We start from the raw sequence: 18,349 nt of genomic DNA on the forward strand, positions 1-18,349 counted from the left end.
AGCGCCTTGTCGCCGCCGGGAGAATTCTGTGTCGCACCCTTACGAAAACCTTCCTTCACAGGCATTTTGGCGCACGGGCACGACGGCAGACGGCCTGGCGCAACTGCATGTGCCAAAGTTCCTTGTGAGCGCGAAAACGCGGGTCGCGACCGCCGGAAGCTGCTTTGCGCAGCATATCGCGCAGGCCTTGCGCGGCGCAGGCGTCAACGTGCTTGATGCCGAACCGCGCCCTGTGACAATGGACGAAACCATCTGCAAAACGTTTGGCTACGGTCTGTTTTCAGGCCGCTATGGTAATATCTACACCGCCCGCCAGATGGTGCAGCTGTTGCAGGACATGACAGATGGCGCACCCGATCCGCGATTTGTCTGGGCCAAGGGCGCGCGCTTTGTCGATGCGTTTCGCCCCACCGTCGAACCTGAAGGGTTGGAAACGGTGCAAGAGGTGCTGTTTCACCGTGGATACCACCTTGCACGCACGGCACAGATGCTGCGCAACACGGATGTGTTCATCTTTACCCTTGGCCTGACCGAATGCTGGGAAGACATCGAAACCAAACGTGTTTTCCCCATGTGTCCGGGCACGGTCGCAGGCACGTTTGACGCCAACGCGCACCGTTTTCGCAACTTTACCCACGCCGAGGTGCTGGCCGATCTGGTGCGGATGCGCGACCTGTTGCTGGGCTTTAACCCCGGAATGCGGGTATTGCTGACGGTGTCGCCTGTTCCCCTGACGGCGACCGCCGCGCAGACCCATGTGGTGCCCGCCACGACCTATTCCAAAGCCGTTTTGCGTGCCGCCGCGGGCGAGGCTGTCGCGAATTTCACGGATATCGACTATTTCCCGTCCTATGAAATCATCACGTCGCACGCAGTTGGCGGCCCATGGTTTGGCGACAATAAACGCTCCGTGCGCCCCGAAGGTGTCGCGCAGGTGATGCAGGTTTTCCTGGCGGCACACGGCCTTGCACCACAACTTGTTACCAACACCCCTGCCCCCGCAGCGCAGGACGATGAAGACGATCCGGTTTGCGATGAACTGCTGCTGGATGCCTTTGCCAAATGACAAAACGCATCGTCATGTTCGGCAACTCCCACCTTGCCGCCCAGAAATTTGCCTTGCGCGACACGCCTGATGCATGGCCTGACATGAACATCACCTTTGTTGGCGCGCACAAGAACCAGCTTTTGGAAACCGATATCACAGATGGCATCCTGCGCCCGGCCTCCGAGGCGGCCATACGCACATTTGCGACCTTGAATAAGCTGCAAGACCTTGATCTTGCAGCATGTGACGCGGTTGCGATTTCCGGATGCCAGATCACCTTCAATCTGGCTTCGGTGCTTTATAAGGATGCACGCTGGCTTGGTTTGCCCTCGCTTGCCGCGTTGCAAGACCCCGCACAGATGCGCGAGCGCCTTGTGTCACCCAGCCTGTTTGATACCTGCCTGCGGGCCGAAGTCGCAAAAACGATCGGCGCGCGCCTTGCTGAAAAAATTCGCGATGCGGCGCCCGATTTGCCGATCTATGTCCTAAGCCAGCCACGGGTTGGCGAACGTGTGTTGCTGGGGGGCAAGAAGCTGACCACCGGTCACTTGCGCATTTTGAAAAAGGGGGACGGCGCGGCCCTGTCGGCGCGCTTTGATCGCGTGGTGACAGATATGCTGGCTGAAACTGGCATCACGTTTCTGGCGCAGCCTGATGACACCCGCGCCCAGCACATCCTGACGGCTGAACCATTTACCAACGGCGCGATGCGGCTTGCCCGCGAAGATCGCCACAAGCAACCCAAAGATGACATCCTGCATGCAAACGCCGCTTACGGGGCGGTAACGCTGACACAGTTGCAGGCGGCCCTGACGGCCTAGCCCACGTGGAAAAGGGTCGCGAACAGCTTGGGGTCAAGGCTGTCGGCGGCGAATGTGTCGCCCTCGGTCAAGACCGACACGGCGTCATGGCTGTGCAGGCTTTCCTGATGGCTGGCGACCACACGGAAATCGCGAATGCGTTGATCCTGTTGCAGTTTTTCGCAAAACGATCGCGCTGCATCCTCGACGAAAATCGGGTTGGCGGCGTTCAGTTCGGCAAAGGCCTGTTCATCCTCGCGTTTGACCATGACTTGCGTTTCGGTCGGAACAGCCGCGCGGCAGATATCAATCAGATCCTCGAACCACAGGCAGGGCGCATCCTGCTCCAGTTCCACGGAAATCCGCGCGACAGATCGCTGCGAATGGGGTGTCGCCAACTGCCCGCGAAACTGGCGGGCATGTTCGGATAGTTCCAGCGAACAAGGGCAGGTGCTGGAATAAACGTAATCCAGATGCACGATCTTTTTCGCGACACCCTTCTGTTCGATCAACTCCAGCGCGATGTCGTAATACTGGAACCCCTCCAGCCCCGACCGCAGGCTTTGCACCTGCACGGGGAAGGAAAACCGCATCTGGATACGGGCGTCAAAACTGTCCAGATCGGCCTTGTAGGCCTCAAGCGCGCGTTCGATCACCTCGAAACTGAATGTCTCGCCCGCGTGCTTGTAAAAGGTGCGCATGATGCGGGACATGTTGATGCCCTTCTTTTCCGCCTCAAGGCTAACAGTGCCGGTCACGCTGGTTTCCAGCGTCAGGTCGCCGTTGTCACGGGTGTGGAACCGGATGGGCAGGCGGAAATTGCTGATCCCGACGTGCTGGATTTGCCGCTGTGCTCCGCGGATCAGACTGGATGGGCCGTTTTGCAAATCAGGCAGCATGGCGCGATAGGCCTCGTCCACCGCGAAATCTTCGGGATAGGCGCGCGCCAAAGCCGGGTAGTTGGGCAATTCCGATCCGGGGATCAGGCGCGACACCAGCGGATCAAGGGTCGCGACCTCTTCGGCGCTGGCATCCGCAGCCCAGCGGCGCAACAATGCCAGCGCATCCTCGGCCTCGGCACGGCTGGGCGTGCGGTCCATATCGGGCTGGTGAATGTTCATGGCGTCCCCCTTTGACGTGGTGCCGTTGATACGGGCGTCACGTGACAGTTTTCCAACGAAGTCATTCAGATTACGCTGAAAAGCATCTTTTGGATCAGTCATATCTGGGCCTTTCACGCAAGAAGCAGCAGCCTAGCACGCAGGCGCGCGCTTTCACACCTTATCAAGTGCTGCCAGCAAATCGGCAATCAAATCATCGGGGTGTTCCAGCCCCACTGACAGGCGCACCAACCCCATGGAAATGCCCAAAATGTCCTTTTGGTCCTGTGGCAGGCGTTGATGGGTCGTGGTTGCAGGGTGCGTGACGATGGATTTGGCATCGGCAAAGTTGTTGGAAATCGTGAAAACCTCAAGCGCATTCAGGAACTTGAAACAGGCGTCCCGCCCGCCGGCAATTTCAAAGGCCAGCACGGTGCCGCCGCTGTCGGCCTGCGCCAGCGCCAGCGCCTGTTGCGGGTGATCGCCGTGGGTCGGGTAGCGCAGGGTTGTCAGTTTCGGATGGCCCGCCAAGGCATTGGCCACCTGCACCGCCGCTGCCGCCTGCGCGCGCACCCGCAAATCCAGCGTTTCCAACGCCTTGAGGTGGGTCCAAGCCGCAAAAGGGTTCATCGCCCCGCCGGTGTGTTTGACATAAGCCTCGATCGGTCCGCGGATCAATTCACGCGATCCGCAAATCGCCCCGCCCAGCACCCGGCCCTGCCCGTCGATGTGTTTTGTCGTGGACACAAGCGCCAGATCGGCCCCGCAATCGCGCGCATAGGAATAAACGGGCGTGGCCATGGCATCATCGGCCAGCACCAGCGCGCCGACCTTGTGCGCGGCCTTTACCACATGGCGCATATCGACCACTTCCAGTGTCGGGTTTGAAATGCTCTCAAAGAACACCAGCCGCGTGTCGGCGCGAATGGCTGCGTCCCATGCCGCGTTATCCGTGCCGTCCACCAGCGTGATTTCAACGCCGAACCGCGCAAGGATGTCTTCAAGCACATAAAGGCAGGATCCAAACAGCGCGCGTGATGAAACAACATGATCGCCCGCTTTCAGTAGTGCCATCAGCGCGCCACTGACGGCCGACATGCCGGAATTGCAGGCAAAGCAGTCTTCGTAACCCAAAAGGGCCGCTAGACGGTCCTCGAACATGCGCACGGTCGGGTTGCCGTAGCGGGCATAGATGAATTCGTCGTCACCTGATTTCAGGAACCGTGCTTCGGCGTCCTCGGCACTCGGATAAACAAACCCTTGGGTGAGAAAAATCGCCTCGCTCAGCTCGCCATACTGGCTGCGGCGCGTGCCCGTGTGCACTGCCTTGGTGCGTTTATCCCAGTCTGCCATGTGTCTGTCCCCTTGGCACAAAAAAACCCGACACCGGTCAGGTATCGGGCTGTTCATCCCTCACCCTTTTAGCGGCATGTTTAACGTGGCCCGCAATCCGGTAACAAATCGCCACATCGCGTCATTACGCCCAGTGCGGCGTGGGGTCAAGAACACGTCAGTCGCTTTTGCTTTCATCCGCTTCGATCAGGAAATGCTGTAGCGCGTATATCTGCGACCACATGAACACGATCAGCGCAGCCGGAAAGGCAAAGGTCTCCAGCGTGACCCATGTCGCCTCGCTCATCGTGCGCCAGATCACTTCGTTGGCCACGGCCATGGCCAGAAACATCCAGACGATCCGGCGGGTAAAGATCATCCAGCCCTCCATCTGCATGGGCAGGAATTCCCCCATGACATATTCCAGAAACGAGCGCCCGCGCAGCAGACCAAACCCGAGGATCGCAGCGAAAACACCATAAACGATCGTCGTTTTCATCTTGAAGAATGTCTCGTCATTGAACCACGCTGTCAGGCCGCCGAAAAAGATCACCATGAAGGCGGTAAACACCTGCATGCGGCTGATCTTGCGGGTCAAGGCCCATAGCACCGCCATCGCCCCCAGCAACAGCGGGATCAGCACCAGCGCAGCGACGATAAAGCCGGAATAATCAGTGCCGGCAAAGGTATATGTCTCGTCCTTGATCCAGATGTAGATCAGGAAAAAGGCGATTGTCGGCCCCAGTTCAAGGGTCTGTTTCAGGACGGGGTTGATTTTGCGTTCTGTCATGTCAGCCTTTTATCCGCCCATTTCCACAATAACAGCCCCCAAAGCGATCAGGCCCATCAGGAACAATCGCCGCGGGCCAACCTTTTCGCCCAGGATGAACCAGCCGATCAGCGCCGCGAACACCGTCGAGGTTTCGCGCAGCACCGCCGCCTCGCCCACCTTGTCCAGCCGCGTGGCCAGCATGACACCGCCAAAACTGACCCATGCTATGACCGCCCCCGCCGCCCCGCGCCGCAAAAGCGACCCGATGCCACCAGGTGCGCCGTAACGGCGCACACGTGCCCAGGCGATTAGCGGGAAATCCAGCGCCGTGATGAAAAAGAACCACGCCAGAAAGGTGAACGGATTGGCCGACTGGCGGATGCCCCAGGCATCGTAAACCGTATAAAGCGCCACCGTCATCCCGCCCAGCAATGCCCAGACCAGCCCGATCTGCAAACCGCGCCGATCCAGCGTTTCCTCGCCCAGATTGCGCAGGGCAAGCAACAGCATAGCGCCCGAAAGGCAGGCGACTCCGGCCCATTGCGCAGGCGTGAAATGTTCGTGAAACAGCACCGATGCGGCCAGCACCGTCACCAGCGGCCCCGTGCCGCGAATGACCGGATAGACGACCGTATAGGCGGCGCGTTCATAGGCCATCGCCACTGTCACCTTATAGGCAAAATGGATGACCAGCGCGCCTGCAAGAATGGCAAAGGTCTGCCCGTTCGGCCAGGGCACGACAAACAGTGCAACAGGGGCCGATATCACGACCAGCCAGCCGTCGATTGACCCGCGCATCAACCACGGATCGTGCTTGCCCTTTTGCAGCGCCCCGAACACTGCATGCGCCATGGCCGACACCAGCGCCAGCACCGTTGCCAGCTGCGCGCCCTGCGGCGTGCCCGCGATACTGACCAGCCAATCGCCCATGTTTGCCTAGTCCGTCTGCCCCGTGGCAGGGGACCAGTCAGCACCAAGGGTCATACCGTCAAGCAGCACCGCAAGGCCGCCGTTTTCAACGGTATCAACCCACTCCATCGCTGCGAAGACACCGACCTGCATAAGGCCAAATCCGGCCTCGGAATCCAGTGACAGCTCAAGCCGCCCCTTTGGGCGCGGCAATTCACCGGCAAAGCCGGTGATTTCCGCACGGCTCGCATCATCCACAAACCCGTCTGGCAGTTGCGAGATCAGGTCGAACGCCGCCGCGCGCTGCGCATCAGGGCTGCCGCGCATCGCCATGTCGCCGCCAAATCCAAAGGGGTTTTCATGCTCGCCCGAAAGCGTCATTTCAAACAACCCCGCCTTGAACGCGACCGATCCCATGCTGACCTGCATCATCGACTTGGACGACAGGAAAACCCGTTCAAACACCATCGACCCTGCGATCAAATCGCCCGCATCAGACCCGAATTCGGCCCGTTCAACGATCACCTGACCCGAATTCGGGAGTTGGCGCAACACGGCCCACAACCGCAACGACGGGCGCGCGGTGTTTACAACACCGCCCTCCAACTCGTCGGGGTCCAGCCCAGTCACGGCAAACTCCAGCGCCAGCGGCGGGATGCCCTCATTGATAAAGCGCGCGATGTCTTCGGCGCGCCACGTCATGTCGTCAAAGCGCGACTCGCCGAATACCGGATCGCTGCCCCGCACCGCGCACCAGCCCTGCGGCGTCACCCGCACCGATGCCCCAAGACGGCGGTCGGTTGTGTCGCCTTCGTTCATCAACAGGTTGAAGGCCTCCCAAGATTCGCTGCAATCGGACATGCTCATCCGGCCAAAGGCGCCGGCCTGCGTTCCTGCCAGCAAGGCGGCTGTGATCAGTAGCTTTTTCATTGGTCCAATCCCGTCAATGCGGCGGCAAATTCCTGTGGATCAAAGGGCGACAAATCATCAATTTGTTCGCCCACCCCAATGGCATGGATCGGCAGGCCGAATTTATCCGCCAAGGCCACCAGCACGCCGCCCTTGGCCGTGCCGTCAAGTTTGGTCATGACAAGGCCGCTGACATCGGCCAATTCCTGAAACACCTTGACCTGGTTCAACGCGTTCTGCCCCGTTGTCGCATCAAGCACCAGCAGGGTGTTATGCGGCGCATCGGGGTCTTTCTTGCGGATCACGCGCACGATTTTCGACAGTTCTTCCATCAGGTCGGCGCGGTTTTGCAAACGCCCCGCCGTGTCGATCATCAACAGGTCCGCGCCATCGGCGGCGGCCTTTTCCATCGCGTCATAGGCCAGCGAGGCCGGATCAGACCCTTCGGGCGCTGTCAGAACCGGCACGCCCGCGCGATCCCCCCAAACCTGTAACTGTTCCACAGCGGCGGCGCGGAATGTGTCACCGGCGGCGATCACCACGGATTTTCCAGCGGCGCGGAACTGGCTGGCCAGCTTGCCGATGGTCGTGGTCTTGCCCGAACCGTTGACGCCGACCACCAGAACCACCTGCGGTTTCTTGGGGTAAAGCGGCATGGGTCGCGCGACCGGTTCCATGATGCGGGTCACTTCGGCGGCCAGCAACTCTTTGATTTCCTGCACGGAAAGCTTCTTGCCAAAGCGCCCTTCGGCCATGTTCGCGGTGACGCGCAGGGCCGTGTCGACGCCCATGTCAGCGGTGATCAACAGCTCCTCGAGGCGTTCCAGCATATCATCGTCCAGCTCGCGCCGGACCACGGTTTTCTTTTCACCACGCCCAAGCAAACGACCAAAGATGCCAGCCTTTTTGGCGGGTTCGTCGGGCGTGTCATCAAGCAGATCAACGGCGGGTTCCATGGGAACGGGGGCAGGCTCTTGCGGCTTTTCAGCCTCTTGCGCAGCAGCCTCCTGCGCGGCGCGGGCCTCGGCAGCGGCGCGGGCTTGTTCGGCGGCCAAGGCTTCCTCGGCCAGTCGCGCTTCTTCAGCCAAACGTTTTTCTTCGGCCAAACGGGCAGCTTCTGCCGCTTGGGCCTCATCGGCCAATCGTTTTTCCGCGGCAGCACGGGCGGCAGCGGCTTGTTGTTCGGCCTTGGCAGCGCGTTCGGCCTCGGCGGCGCGTTCGGCTTCCTCGCGCGCAGCCTTTTCAGCCCGCAACCTTGCTACTTCGGCGGCGTCTGCCGCGGCTTGCGCCTTGGCCAAGGCCTCGGCTTCGGCCTTGTCCTTAGCCGCCTGCGCCGCTTCCCGTGCGGCCGTTTCCGCGGCAAGCCTTTCCGCCGCGACCCGCTCGGCCTGTTCTGCGGCAATCCGTTCGGCCTCGGCCTTTTCTGCGGCAACCCTCTCGGCCTCAACCCTTTCGGCTTCGGCCCGTTGTGCAGCGTCGCGCGCCGCCTCTCGCGCGGCCCGTTCCGCCTGTTCGCGCGCCGCGTCCTCGGCGGCAACGCGCGCAGCCTCAGCCGCCTCAGCCGCCTCTATGGCAGCCGTATCAACCTCTTGCCCGACCTCGACTTCTTCTTCCTCGCCACCGTCCTCGACGATGGCATCCAGCCCCTCCTCGATCTTGGACGAGGATTTGAACAGCTTGTCTTTCAGCTTTTTGAAAAAGGACATGGGAACCCTTGGACTAACCTTGCCCGTTCCACCTAATCCCCCCGCGCCCGATATGGAAGCCTAGGCCAGCGCAAATACCCAGCAAAACAGCGCCTGCGCGCCCCAATATGTCGCCCAAACCACGTAAGGCGTGCGAAAATGGGCCCGGTGGCCCTGCGGGATCAGGAACAATTCAGCCGCCAGAACCGCATCCGAGATGATGAAAAGCAGCGCGGCGAACATGGCAAATCCAACCACCGGCAGGGCCAGCGCAGCCAATCCCATGGCGATAATGATGCAGAGATAAATCATGACCGGCATACGAAGCGCGCCCGTGCGCGGCCACAGCAAACGCGCCATCACGGCTGCAAAGGCAATCAGGGCCACGAAGACAGAGGCGCGCCAACCCTGCACGATCAGCGCCAGATCAAACCCCACAACCTGTTGAAACAAAACAACATAAGCCAGATGCGCAATAGCAAACGCCGCGACACCGCCCAAGAACCATCGCTCCCCGTGGCGCGACAAGCAGAAGTCGCCAAGCGCACCAAGCGCAAGAGCCGCGATCAACCAAACCGGCCCGCCCGCAGCCAAAGCAGCCATCGCTAGCAATGCAACTGATGCTGTCTTGACCAGTGATTTCACCCAGCTTGGCCCGCGCGCGCAAAACCCCAGCCAGAACATCAGCGACAGGCCCGCCGCCACGCCAAATGCCAGTTGTGCCATCCCTGCCCCCAAGGTTGCGCAGACCCGCCCTAGGCCCGCCATTTTCCTGTGCTATATCATGGGCAACCAAATCAGGGGCCGCAATGTCACGCCAGATGATCCTTTTTACCGCCGTCACCCTGACGGCACCCGCATTGATTGCCGCCGCCGCCCTTTTCGGGGGCTGGTGGGCCGTTGCAGCACTGGCCTATCTCACCGCGATCACCGCATCACTGGACGAATTCGTGCACTACGCCAGCGCACCGGGAGGCGCGGACCGCGAATTCCCCGAGGCCGACAGGCTGTCCGTGGCGCTCGCGCTGGCGCATTTCGCCCTGCTGGCGCTGATGATCGTGACCCTGACGCGCGACTGGCTGAACCCCTTTGAGAAGCTGGCGACCTTTGCCGCCGCCGGGTTGTTCATGGGCCAGGTCAGCAATTCCAACGCCCACGAGTTGATCCACCGGTCCTCAAGGGTCCTGCACACACTGGGCAAATGGGTCTATATTTCGGTGCTGTTCGGGCATCACACATCCGCGCATCCCCTGGTGCATCACGTGCATGTGGCGACCCGCAGCGATCCCAGTTCCGCGCGGCGCGGCGAAAGCCTCTACCGGTTCATGTGGCGGGCATGGCGCGGATCGTTCCGCCAAGGGGCCACCGTGGAAAGCGCGCGTCTGGAACGCGCCGGCAAACCCCGCTGGCAGCACCCCTATGTGACATATATCCTTGGTGCAGCTTTGATGCTGGCCGCCGCCGCCGTGATCGGCGGGCCATGGGGCATCCCTGCCCTGCTGGCGCTGGCCGGTTTCGCGCAAACACAGCTTTTGATGTCGGACTACGTGCAGCACTACGGGCTGACGCGGGCGATTGGTGGTAATGGCAAACCTGTGCCCGTTGGTGCGCGCCATTCCTGGAACACGCCGCATTGGTTTTCATCCGCGCTGATGCTGAACGCCCCGCGTCATTCGGACCACCACGCGCACCCAGCGCGGCCCTATCCCGCACTGGAACTGCCCACCGATGCGCCGATGTTGCCTCGTTCGCTGCCTGTGATGGCGTGCGTTGCGCTGTATCCGCGCCTTTGGCGGCGCGTGATGGACCCGCGCGCCGATGAATGGGTGGCGAAGCCCTAAAACAAACTGCCCTGATCAGGTGGCGGGTCTTTTTTCGCTTTGCTTTGTCTCGGCGTCTTGCCCGACAAATCATAGCGTCCATCCGCAAATTCGATCTCAAGCGCCTGCGCCGCCCTGGCCGATTTCACACCCGTCACCACATCACCATCCCCACGCACGACCGCATAGCCTCGCTTGAGGGTCTCGCGATAGCCCAGCGTTTCGCGCAGGCGGTCCAGCCCATCAAGGCGCGTGCGGCGGCGATGTTCCTGTGCAACGGCCGCGCGTGCCATCCGGCCTGTCCAAACCCGCAAGGCATCCGCCCGCGCCGCCATCATCTGCACCACCGCATCAGGGCGCAATCGCGGGGCGAGGCGCGCGAAATCACGCGCACTGTCGCGGGTCACACGCGCCAGGGCCGGGGCCAGACGCGCGCCTTGCGCCGCCGCCGTTTCGCGGGCACGATCCACGCGCGCCGCCAGCAGTGACGGACGCAATGCACCGGACACTTGTGTCAACCGCAACCCGCGTTTCTGGACCACACCGCGTAGCGCTGCGTCCAGTTTTTCATCCCAGTAATCAAGACGTTGGCGCGCCTGTTCTACCAGCATATCGGGCTTGGGCAGCGCGCGGGCCAAATCACGAAACCGTTGATCACGCGCCGCAATCCCGCCCGTCAATGCGCGGGTCAAACGCGCGTCCTGATCACCGACCCAGGCCAGCAATTCCATGCGCACCGGCACGGCCAGTTCCGCCGCCGCTGTTGGCGTCGGCGCGCGCCGGTCGCTCACGTAATCAATCAGGGTCGTATCGGTTTCATGGCCCACTGCCGAAATCAGCGGGATGTCCGACGCCGCCGCGGCACGGGCGACGATTTCCTCGTTGAATCCCCAGAGATCCTCGATCGACCCGCCGCCGCGCGCGACGATAATCAGATCAGGGCGCGGCAGGCTGCCCCCCGGCGTCATCGCGTTGAAACCGGCAATCGCACGGGCCACATCGGGCGCACATTGCTGACCCTGCACCGCCACAGGCCAGACCAGCACCTTGCGCGGAAACCGGTCGCGCAGGCGATGCAAAATATCGCGAATGACCGCGCCGCTGGGTGATGTGATCACCCCGATCACTTCGGGCAGATAAGGCAAAGCGCGCTTGCGCTCGGCCGCAAACAGCCCCTCGGCCTCAAGCGCCTTCTTGCGCTTGTCCAGCATCGCCATCAGCGCGCCGACCCCCGCTGGCGCGATGTCTTCAATCACCATCTGGTATTTCGACTGGCCGGGGAATGTGGTCAGCTTGCCGGTGGCGACAACTTCCATCCCCTCCTCGGGCTGCGTCACCAGGCCCTGCGCGCGCCCCTTCCAAATGACGCCCGACAGCACCGCGCGATCATCCTTGAGGTCGAGATAAACATGCCCCGAACGCGGCCGCGACACGCGCCCGACCTCGCCCTTGACGCGCACGAAACCGAATTCGCCCTCGATCGTGCGCTTCACGGCACCCGAAATCTCGGACACCGTGAATTCGGGCGCATTGCCCGCCGCTTCGGGATCGTCGATCAGGTCCATGCTTTGCCTTGTGCTGCTTTGCCCGCGACCTTAGAACGCCGATCAACCAAGGGAAAGCGGGGGCATCCATGAATATCCTGATTTTGGGCGGCGGCGGTCGCGAACACAGCCTTGCGTGGGCCGTGAAACAGAATCCGAAATGCGACCGACTGATCGTCGCGCCCGGAAACGCGGGTATCGCGCAGATCGCCGAATGCGCCGATATCAACATCAACGATGGTGACGCGGTTGCCACTTTCGCCGCCGAAAATACCATCGAATTTGTCATTATCGGACCAGAAGCACCCCTTGCCGCCGGTGTTGCCGACCGTTTACGCGATGCGGGGCTTACAGTTTTCGGACCTTCTGCCGCTGCCGCCCAGCTTGAAGCGTCCAAGTTCTTTACAAAATCTGTTTGCGACGCAGCAAAAGCCCCCACCGCGGCCTATGCGCGATTTGTGCAAGCCGCCCCGGCCCGCGCCTATGTCGAAAAACAGGGCGCACCCATCGTGATCAAGGCAGATGGCCTTGCCGCAGGCAAAGGCGTGGTCGTGGCGATGGACCTTGCCACCGCGCTGGCCGCAATCGACGACATGTTTGGCGGCGAATTCGGCGATGCAGGCGCCGAAGTCGTGATCGAAGAATTCATGGAGGGCGAGGAAGCCTCGTTCTTTATCCTGTGCGACGGCGAAACCGCCCTGCCCATCGGCACCGCCCAAGACCACAAACGCGCCTTTGACGGCGATCAAGGTCCAAACACCGGCGGCATGGGCGCCTATTCCCCCGCACCTGTCCTGACAGATGAAATCGCCGCCAAAGCCATGAACGAAATCATTCGCCCCACACTGGCCGAAATGGCAGGGCGCGGCGCACCCTATCAGGGCATCCTTTATGCCGGGCTGATGATCAAGGACGGCCAACCCCGGCTGGTCGAATACAACTGCCGCTTTGGCGATCCCGAATGTCAGGTGCTTATGATGCGGCTGGGCGCGCAGGCACTTGATCTGATGCTGGCCTGTGCCCAGGGGCGGCTGGCCGAGATACAGGTAAACTGGGCGCAAGATCACGCGCTGACGGTGGTCATGGCCGCGAATGGCTACCCCGGTGCTTACGAAAAAGGCAGCGTGATCAATGGGCTGGACAACCTGCCCGAAGATTCATACCACATGGCCTTTCACGCGGGCACCACGGAAAAAAACGGCCAGATCACCGCAAGTGGCGGGCGCGTCCTCAATATCACGGCGCGGGGCGATACGCTCGAACAGGCGCACGCGCGGGCCTATGCGATGATCGACCAGATCGACTGGCCCGAAGGGTTTAACCGCAACGATATCGGCTGGCGCGCGCTTTAACTTCTTTTGTTCAAAAATACTCTCGCCGCCCCCGCAACCGGCGCACCGCAACAACAGGCGGGCTCACGCTGCAACACAGACACGTAAAAACAGCAAAAGCCGCGCACTTGGCGCGGCTTTTTCATTTTCCAAACCGGTCGGATCAGGCGGCGCGGCTGATCAGCACGTCGCCGATTTCCTTGGCCGCATCGCCTTCGTCACCGTTGCCAACGGCGGCAATCTCGCGGGTCAGACGCTCAAGCGCGGCTTCATAAAGCTGGCGCTCGGAATAGCTTTGCTCGCGCTGGTCATCGGCACGGTGCAAATCGCGCACCACTTCGGCAATCGCGATCAAATCGCCCGAATTGATCTTTTGCTCGTATTCCTGCGCGCGGCGCGACCACATGGCCTTTTTGACCTTGGCCTTGCCGCGCAGGGTTTTCATCGCATGCGCCACGATATCGGGCGACGACAGCCCGCGCATCCCCACTTCGGTGGCCTTGTTTGTGGGCACCCGCAGGGTCATCTTGTCTTTTTCGAACGCAATGACAAAAAGCTCCAGTTCAAAACCGGCAACTTCGTCCTTCTCGATTGACACAATCTTGCCAACCCCATGCGCCGGATAAACGACGAAATCATTGGGGCGGAATTCATTTTTCTTCGACTTGCTCATGGGCGTCCCTTCCAGACATCTTGACCCGAGCCGACAAAAAACCCGCAAGTGACAGCGTCACCAGCAGGTGTTTGAGGCGCAGATAAGATCAATAATCGTGCAGCATTGGCGATACCATATCACAAAAAACAGCCCAAACAAAGCGCCGCAATGCAGCAACCGGTGAAATACCATGTTTTTCAGGGCGCTTTGCGGCAATTTGAACGTCACGTCACACCGCAGCGCGGCGAATCGCGGCCTTAGCCGCCCTCGCCCGGTTTTTCCGAGAACAGCTCGATCTTGCCCGGCTTGCCATCCATTTCATCGGCACCGGGAAGCTGGTCTTTCTTGGTGATGATGACCGGCCACATTTCGGAATACTTGCGGTTGAACTCGACCCATTTTTCCATGTCGGGTTCGGTATCGGGGCGGATCGCATCGGCGGGGCACTCGGGTTCGCAAACGCCGCAGTCGATACATTCGTCAGGGTGGATCACCAGCATGTTTTCACCCTCGTAGAAACAATCCACAGGGCAGACTTCGACGCAGTCTGTATATTTGCAGGCAATGCAATTGTCGTTGACGATATATGTCATGGCACGTCTATCCTTCTTTGCCGCCTAGCTAGTCCAGACGCGTCTCTCATTCAAGACGGGATGACCCCATGTCGCGCTTGAGGGACGCGAGGTTTGCGCGTTCCTTGCGATTGTGGCGGCCCTTCCCTTCATACCGCGGATGCGCAGGACCAGCGTTCTGCGCCTTGACCTCGTCCACGACAGGCGCGGGCGACAAATCCTCATATAGCGCTTGGGCTTCGGGTGCTGGCCCACGACGCGCACCGATCGCGATAATTTTCACGACCTTGACATCTTTTTCCTTGGCGAATGTCAGCACATCGCCCGCCCCGACCATGCGCGCGGGTTTGCTGACGGGCGCGCCATCGACCCGCACCTTGCCTGCGGCCACGGTTTTGGTGGCCAGCCCGCGCGTCTTGAAGAATCGCGCGTGCCACAGCCATTTGTCGATCCGGATCGTGTCGCGTTGATCGCTCAATCGGTTTTGAAACCCGACAGGGCGGCGGCAAAGGGGTTGTCCGGATCAATCTTCTTTTCCGGCTTGGGTGGTCGGGCCGATACGGATTTCGGGCCGCGGTTTTGCGGCTTGCCCCCGTCGGATTTGCCGCGGGGTTTGCCTTTGGCGCGGGGTTTGTCTCCTTGCGGGCGGCGGCCCTGATTGCGCGGTGCGCGCGCGCCCCATGTGAAGGTATAGAACACCTCCATTTCCGGGGCGTCTTCGGCCAAGCCTGTATCGTCGGGCATCTCCGCAGGCGCGTCAGCTGGCACCTCGGCGGGTTGTTCGGCGGGTGTTTCATCGGGCTGCGCCGGCGTTTCCACCGGCGTTTCCACGGGCGCTTCCTGTGGCGCAGGTTCGGGCAGTTCCCTGGGGTCTTGCGCGGCCTTTACCTTGACGCGTTCGCCCTTTTCTGCGGCATATCCCAGACCCTGCATCAGACCCGCGAATTGTTCCAGCGTCATGCCGGTGATCGACAGCATATCCGCTTTGGCCTCGAACCCTGCGCGGGTGTTTTCGCCCCGCAGCATATCGGCCAGGCGTTCCAGCATATCAATGCGGATCGCGCGTTCACCCGCAGCGCGATAACCAGCCATCGTGTAATACCCTTCTGGCGCATCCTTGACCGATGGCACAGTCACCAGACCGGGGGGCGGGCTTTCTGGAAATTCCTGCAAGCTTTTGGCAAGGCTCCACAAAACAAGGCGAAGACGGGTCGGCGCGGGTTTCAAAAGCAAGGGCATAAAGATCGTGAACTGACCAAACCGGATGCCGTGTTTGCGCAGCGCGCCGCGCGCATCCTGATCCAGCGCCTTGACGTCCTCGGCCACCTCGGCGCGGGTCAAAAGGCCGAACCCTTCGATCATGCGGAACGCAAACCCACGTGCCAGACCGGTGAGGGTTTCGTCACGCTGCATGTTGATCATCGGTTCAAATGCGGTGGCGATCTTGCGGTCGATAAAGTGCTGCAAACGGCGCTGCACCTTGGCGGCCACATCCGCGCCCGCCTCGTCGTCGACAAATGCCTGCGCTGCGGGTTTCAGCGGGTCGGCGCCAGCCACCAGCTTGCCCACCGCATCACTGCCCCACATCAGGCCGCCCTGTTCAGTGAAATCAATCTCGGTGTCGGGCGCGTTATAGAACCGGTCCGCGCGCAGATGGAAATGCGGTGCAAGCGCCTGTTCAGACGCTTGGCGCAGTGTTTTCGCCTCGTCGGGGCTGCCGGATTTGTCCTGACGGAACCGGAAACCTTCCAAACGTCCGACGTATTCGCCCTCGACGCTCACTTCACCTTTGTCGTTCACCTCGGCCACAAGGCTCTCCTTCTGCTTGAGCCGGCGAAGCAAGACAGATGTCCGCCGGTCCACAAATCGTTGGGTCAGCGCCCCGTGCAGGGCATCCGACAAGCGGTCTTCTACCGCGCGCGTCGCCTCACGCCAATGGGATTCGTCCCCGACCCAGCCTTTGCGCTGCGCCACATAGGTCCATGTGCGGATATATGCCAACCGTTTGGACAGGGTATCAATGTCGCCGTCACTGCGATCAATGCGTTTGACCTGCCGCGCGATCCAGTCGTCAGGGACACGGCCCGACTGGTGCAGGAAGTTGTAGATCTGGGTCAAAAGGCCTGCGTGTTCACCGCGGCTGATCCCGCGGAAATCGGGGATGCGGCAGACATCCCACAGCAGTTTCACCGATGGCCCGTCACTGGCACGGGCGCACACCTCGGCGTCACCGGCCAGCGATTTTAGCGCCGCCAGATCGTCGCTTTCGCGCACGCGGGTCAGTAGATCATCATCTGTGCGCATCTCAAGCGTCTGGATCAGCCGGTCAACACTGCCAAATTGCAGCCGCGCGTTGCGCCACTGCAGCTTTTGCACGGGGCGAAAGGTGTGGTTGGTGATCGCGTCGATGACATGCTGATCCGGCTCCTCGGCCTCGCCCGTCACGCCGAAACTGCCGTGCGACATGTGCCGCCCTGCCCGTCCCGCGATCTGCGCCAGTTCTTCGGGGGCCAGCGGGCGCATCCGCCGCCCGTCAAATTTGGTCAGCGACGAAAAGGCAACGTGATTGATATCAAGGTTCAGCCCCATGCCGATGGCATCCGTGGCCACCAGATAGTCCACATCGCCGTTTTGATACATTTCCACTTGGGCATTGCGGGTGCGCGGCGACAGCGCGCCCATCACCACCGCCGCCCCGCCCTTTTGACGGCGCAGCAGTTCGGCGATGGCATAGACGTTATCTACCGAAAACCCGACTATGGCGGCGCGTCCGGGCATCCGGCTTATCTTTTTGGAACCTGCGTAGGTCAGTGTCGACATCCGTTCGCGACGAATGAATTCCGCTTCGGGCACCATGACCGAAATCGCATGGCGCATCGTGTCTGCGCCCAGAAACAGCGTTTCGTGTAACCCGCGGGCGTGCAGCAACCGGTCGGTGAACACATGTCCCCGCTCAAGATCGCCACAAAGCTGGATTTCGTCAATCGCCAGAAAATCACAGCCCATCCCTTCGGGCATCGCCTCGACGGTGCAGACCCAATAGGCGGCGCGCGGCGGCACGATGCGTTCCTCGCCCGTCACCAGCGCCACGACAGACGGGCCGCGAACGGCAACGATCCGGTCATAGACCTCGCGCGCCAACAATCGCAGCGGCAGGCCGATGACGCCCGTGCGATGGGCCAGCATCCGTTCAATCGCGTAATGGGTCTTGCCGGTATTCGTCGGGCCAAGAACGGCCGCAATGCGGGCTGAATCATGCATAGGGGCCATGCGCAGACGCGTTAAAGCGCCTGTCCCTCGAATTTCCGGGCCAGCCGGTCAATCGCGATGCCAACTTCGGGGGCCATCGGATGGATCGCCTGCACCTGACGATAAACCTCGAGCGCTTCGTCCTCGCGCCCCATTTCCTCAAGCATGAAACCAAAGCCCAACAGCGCCCCGAAGTGACGCGGGTTCAGCACCAGCGCCTGGCGCAGATCGTCAATCGCGGGGCCGATCAACCCCAAGGTATAATAGGCATTGGCCCGCGCATTATAGGCTTCGGCAAAATCCGGCGCATGATCAACCAGCGCTGTCAGATGCTCAAGCGCAACAGCCGGTTCGCCCGCCTCAAGCGCGTCTTGCCCGCGCTGCAACAACAGGTCCATGGCCGGTGATCCGCTCTTGCTCCATTCTTCAAAGATGCGATCCTCGATCCACTGGAATGTCGCCTCATCCGCCTGTTTTAATTGCTCTAACAGCTCGTCCAGACGCGCCTCGTCGGCGGCCAAAGGTAAGGAAACCCCGACTACCATCGCGAATGCCGTAACGATACATTTGAAGCTGCGTGTCATCATGCCCATAGTGTAACGCACACAGCGCCCGTGACCAGA

Annotated in this window: 17 protein-coding genes and 1 riboswitch; of the genes, 4 read left to right on the plus strand and 13 right to left on the minus strand. The window is 61.1% G+C overall.

Features of this window, described 5'->3' with window-relative positions:
- Positions 1-28 precede the first annotated feature (28 nt).
- Positions 29-1,066, plus strand: a complete 1,038-nt coding sequence (locus tag SJY21_RS05105) for a GSCFA domain-containing protein (RefSeq protein WP_377507127.1) — start codon at positions 29-31, stop codon at positions 1,064-1,066.
- Positions 1,063-1,869, plus strand: coding sequence for a hypothetical protein (locus tag SJY21_RS05110; protein WP_377507130.1), 807 nt, complete (start codon positions 1,063-1,065; stop codon positions 1,867-1,869). The genes SJY21_RS05105 and SJY21_RS05110 overlap by 4 nt, the downstream gene beginning before the upstream one ends.
- Here SJY21_RS05110 and folE2 read toward each other — a convergent pair.
- The 7 genes from folE2 to SJY21_RS05145 all read right to left on the minus strand — a co-directional run bounded on the left by folE2 (position 1,866) and on the right by SJY21_RS05145 (position 9,281).
- Positions 1,866-2,969, minus strand: a complete 1,104-nt coding sequence (gene folE2 / locus SJY21_RS05115; protein WP_377513153.1) for a GTP cyclohydrolase FolE2 — start codon at positions 2,967-2,969, stop codon at positions 1,866-1,868. The genes SJY21_RS05110 and folE2 overlap by 4 nt on opposite strands.
- Before the next feature lie 153 nt (positions 2,970-3,122).
- Positions 3,123-4,301, minus strand: coding sequence for an aminotransferase class V-fold PLP-dependent enzyme (locus SJY21_RS05120; protein ID WP_377507133.1), 1,179 nt, complete (start codon positions 4,299-4,301; stop codon positions 3,123-3,125).
- Positions 4,302-4,348: 47 nt separating this feature from the next.
- A riboswitch (SAM riboswitch) is annotated at positions 4,349-4,426 on the minus strand.
- A gap of 32 nt (positions 4,427-4,458) precedes the next feature.
- Entirely contained in the window at positions 4,459-5,070 is a 612-nt protein-coding gene (locus tag SJY21_RS05125; protein ID WP_377507136.1) for an inner membrane-spanning protein YciB, read from the minus strand.
- 9 nt (positions 5,071-5,079) lie between these two features.
- Positions 5,080-5,982, minus strand: a complete 903-nt coding sequence (locus SJY21_RS05130) for an EamA family transporter (protein ID WP_377507139.1) — start codon at positions 5,980-5,982, stop codon at positions 5,080-5,082.
- 6 nt (positions 5,983-5,988) lie between these two features.
- A complete protein-coding gene (locus SJY21_RS05135; protein ID WP_377507142.1) occupies positions 5,989-6,891 on the minus strand; it encodes a hypothetical protein in 903 nt (300 codons plus the stop codon).
- Positions 6,888-8,168, minus strand: a complete 1,281-nt coding sequence (gene ftsY, locus SJY21_RS05140; RefSeq protein WP_377513155.1) for a signal recognition particle-docking protein FtsY — start codon at positions 8,166-8,168, stop codon at positions 6,888-6,890. Before ftsY ends, SJY21_RS05135 begins: the two co-directional genes overlap by 4 nt.
- Positions 8,169-8,636: 468 nt before the next feature.
- Complete coding sequence (locus tag SJY21_RS05145; RefSeq protein WP_377507145.1) at positions 8,637-9,281, minus strand: lysoplasmalogenase family protein; 645 nt, start codon at positions 9,279-9,281, stop codon at positions 8,637-8,639.
- 83 nt (positions 9,282-9,364) lie between these two features.
- Between SJY21_RS05145 and SJY21_RS05150 the strand changes: the two genes are divergently transcribed.
- Positions 9,365-10,396, plus strand: coding sequence for an alkane 1-monooxygenase (locus tag SJY21_RS05150; RefSeq protein WP_377507148.1), 1,032 nt, complete (start codon positions 9,365-9,367; stop codon positions 10,394-10,396).
- Here the strand turns inward: SJY21_RS05150 and xseA are convergent.
- On the minus strand, positions 10,393-11,940 hold the full coding sequence (gene xseA / locus SJY21_RS05155; RefSeq protein ID WP_377507151.1) for an exodeoxyribonuclease VII large subunit: 1,548 nt from the start codon (positions 11,938-11,940) through the stop codon (positions 10,393-10,395). The genes SJY21_RS05150 and xseA overlap by 4 nt on opposite strands.
- 68 nt (positions 11,941-12,008) lie before the next feature.
- Here xseA and purD point away from each other — a divergent pair, with 68 nt between their 5' ends.
- The gene (gene purD / locus SJY21_RS05160) at positions 12,009-13,271 is read left to right on the plus strand and encodes a phosphoribosylamine--glycine ligase (protein WP_377507154.1); all 1,263 of its coding nucleotides are present in this window, start codon (positions 12,009-12,011) and stop codon (positions 13,269-13,271) included.
- 142 nt (positions 13,272-13,413) lie between these two features.
- On the opposite strand, the gene SJY21_RS05165 is transcribed toward purD, so the two are convergent.
- From SJY21_RS05165 to SJY21_RS05185, 5 genes are all read right to left on the minus strand, one after another.
- Positions 13,414-13,923: a CarD family transcriptional regulator gene (locus SJY21_RS05165; protein WP_377507156.1), complete on the minus strand. Its 510-nt coding sequence runs from the start codon at positions 13,921-13,923 to the stop codon at positions 13,414-13,416.
- Between the two features lie 239 nt (positions 13,924-14,162).
- Positions 14,163-14,498 carry a ferredoxin FdxA gene (gene fdxA, locus SJY21_RS05170; RefSeq protein WP_377507159.1) on the minus strand — a complete coding sequence of 112 codons (336 nt, stop codon included), beginning with the start codon at positions 14,496-14,498 and terminating at the stop codon, positions 14,163-14,165.
- A gap of 46 nt (positions 14,499-14,544) precedes the next feature.
- Positions 14,545-14,955 (minus strand): RNA-binding S4 domain-containing protein, encoded by a 411-nt coding sequence (locus SJY21_RS05175; protein ID WP_377507162.1) that lies wholly within the window; start codon positions 14,953-14,955, stop codon positions 14,545-14,547.
- Positions 14,952-17,738 (minus strand): helicase-related protein, encoded by a 2,787-nt coding sequence (locus SJY21_RS05180; RefSeq protein WP_377513157.1) that lies wholly within the window; start codon positions 17,736-17,738, stop codon positions 14,952-14,954. The genes SJY21_RS05175 and SJY21_RS05180 overlap by 4 nt, the downstream gene beginning before the upstream one ends.
- Before the next feature lie 20 nt (positions 17,739-17,758).
- The gene (locus SJY21_RS05185; RefSeq protein ID WP_377507165.1) at positions 17,759-18,331 is read right to left on the minus strand and encodes a tetratricopeptide repeat protein; all 573 of its coding nucleotides are present in this window, start codon (positions 18,329-18,331) and stop codon (positions 17,759-17,761) included.
- Positions 18,332-18,349: the final 18 nt, after the last annotated feature.

It is taken from the genome of Octadecabacter sp. R77987, from assembly GCF_042466115.1.
GTDB lineage: Bacteria > Pseudomonadota > Alphaproteobacteria > Rhodobacterales > Rhodobacteraceae > SW4.

Excerpts from the sequence above, each read along its gene's own strand:
- SJY21_RS05180 (WP_377513157.1), bottom strand. The coding sequence starts at position 17,738 with ATGCATGATTCAGCCCGCATTGCGGCCGTTCTTGGCCCGACGAATACC.
- SJY21_RS05110 (WP_377507130.1), top strand. The coding sequence starts at position 1,063 with ATGACAAAACGCATCGTCATGTTCGGCAACTCCCACCTTGCCGCCCAG.
- fdxA (WP_377507159.1), bottom strand. The coding sequence starts at position 14,498 with ATGACATATATCGTCAACGACAATTGCATTGCCTGCAAATATACAGAC.
- SJY21_RS05165 (WP_377507156.1), bottom strand. The coding sequence starts at position 13,923 with ATGAGCAAGTCGAAGAAAAATGAATTCCGCCCCAATGATTTCGTCGTT.
- SJY21_RS05150 (WP_377507148.1), top strand. The coding sequence starts at position 9,365 with ATGTCACGCCAGATGATCCTTTTTACCGCCGTCACCCTGACGGCACCC.
- folE2 (WP_377513153.1), bottom strand. The coding sequence starts at position 2,969 with ATGAACATTCACCAGCCCGATATGGACCGCACGCCCAGCCGTGCCGAG.
- purD (WP_377507154.1), top strand. The coding sequence starts at position 12,009 with ATGAATATCCTGATTTTGGGCGGCGGCGGTCGCGAACACAGCCTTGCG.
- xseA (WP_377507151.1), bottom strand. The coding sequence starts at position 11,940 with ATGGACCTGATCGACGATCCCGAAGCGGCGGGCAATGCGCCCGAATTC.
- SJY21_RS05120 (WP_377507133.1), bottom strand. The coding sequence starts at position 4,301 with ATGGCAGACTGGGATAAACGCACCAAGGCAGTGCACACGGGCACGCGC.
- SJY21_RS05135 (WP_377507142.1), bottom strand. The coding sequence starts at position 6,891 with ATGAAAAAGCTACTGATCACAGCCGCCTTGCTGGCAGGAACGCAGGCC.
- SJY21_RS05130 (WP_377507139.1), bottom strand. The coding sequence starts at position 5,982 with ATGGGCGATTGGCTGGTCAGTATCGCGGGCACGCCGCAGGGCGCGCAG.
- SJY21_RS05125 (WP_377507136.1), bottom strand. The coding sequence starts at position 5,070 with ATGACAGAACGCAAAATCAACCCCGTCCTGAAACAGACCCTTGAACTG.
- SJY21_RS05145 (WP_377507145.1), bottom strand. The coding sequence starts at position 9,281 with ATGGCACAACTGGCATTTGGCGTGGCGGCGGGCCTGTCGCTGATGTTC.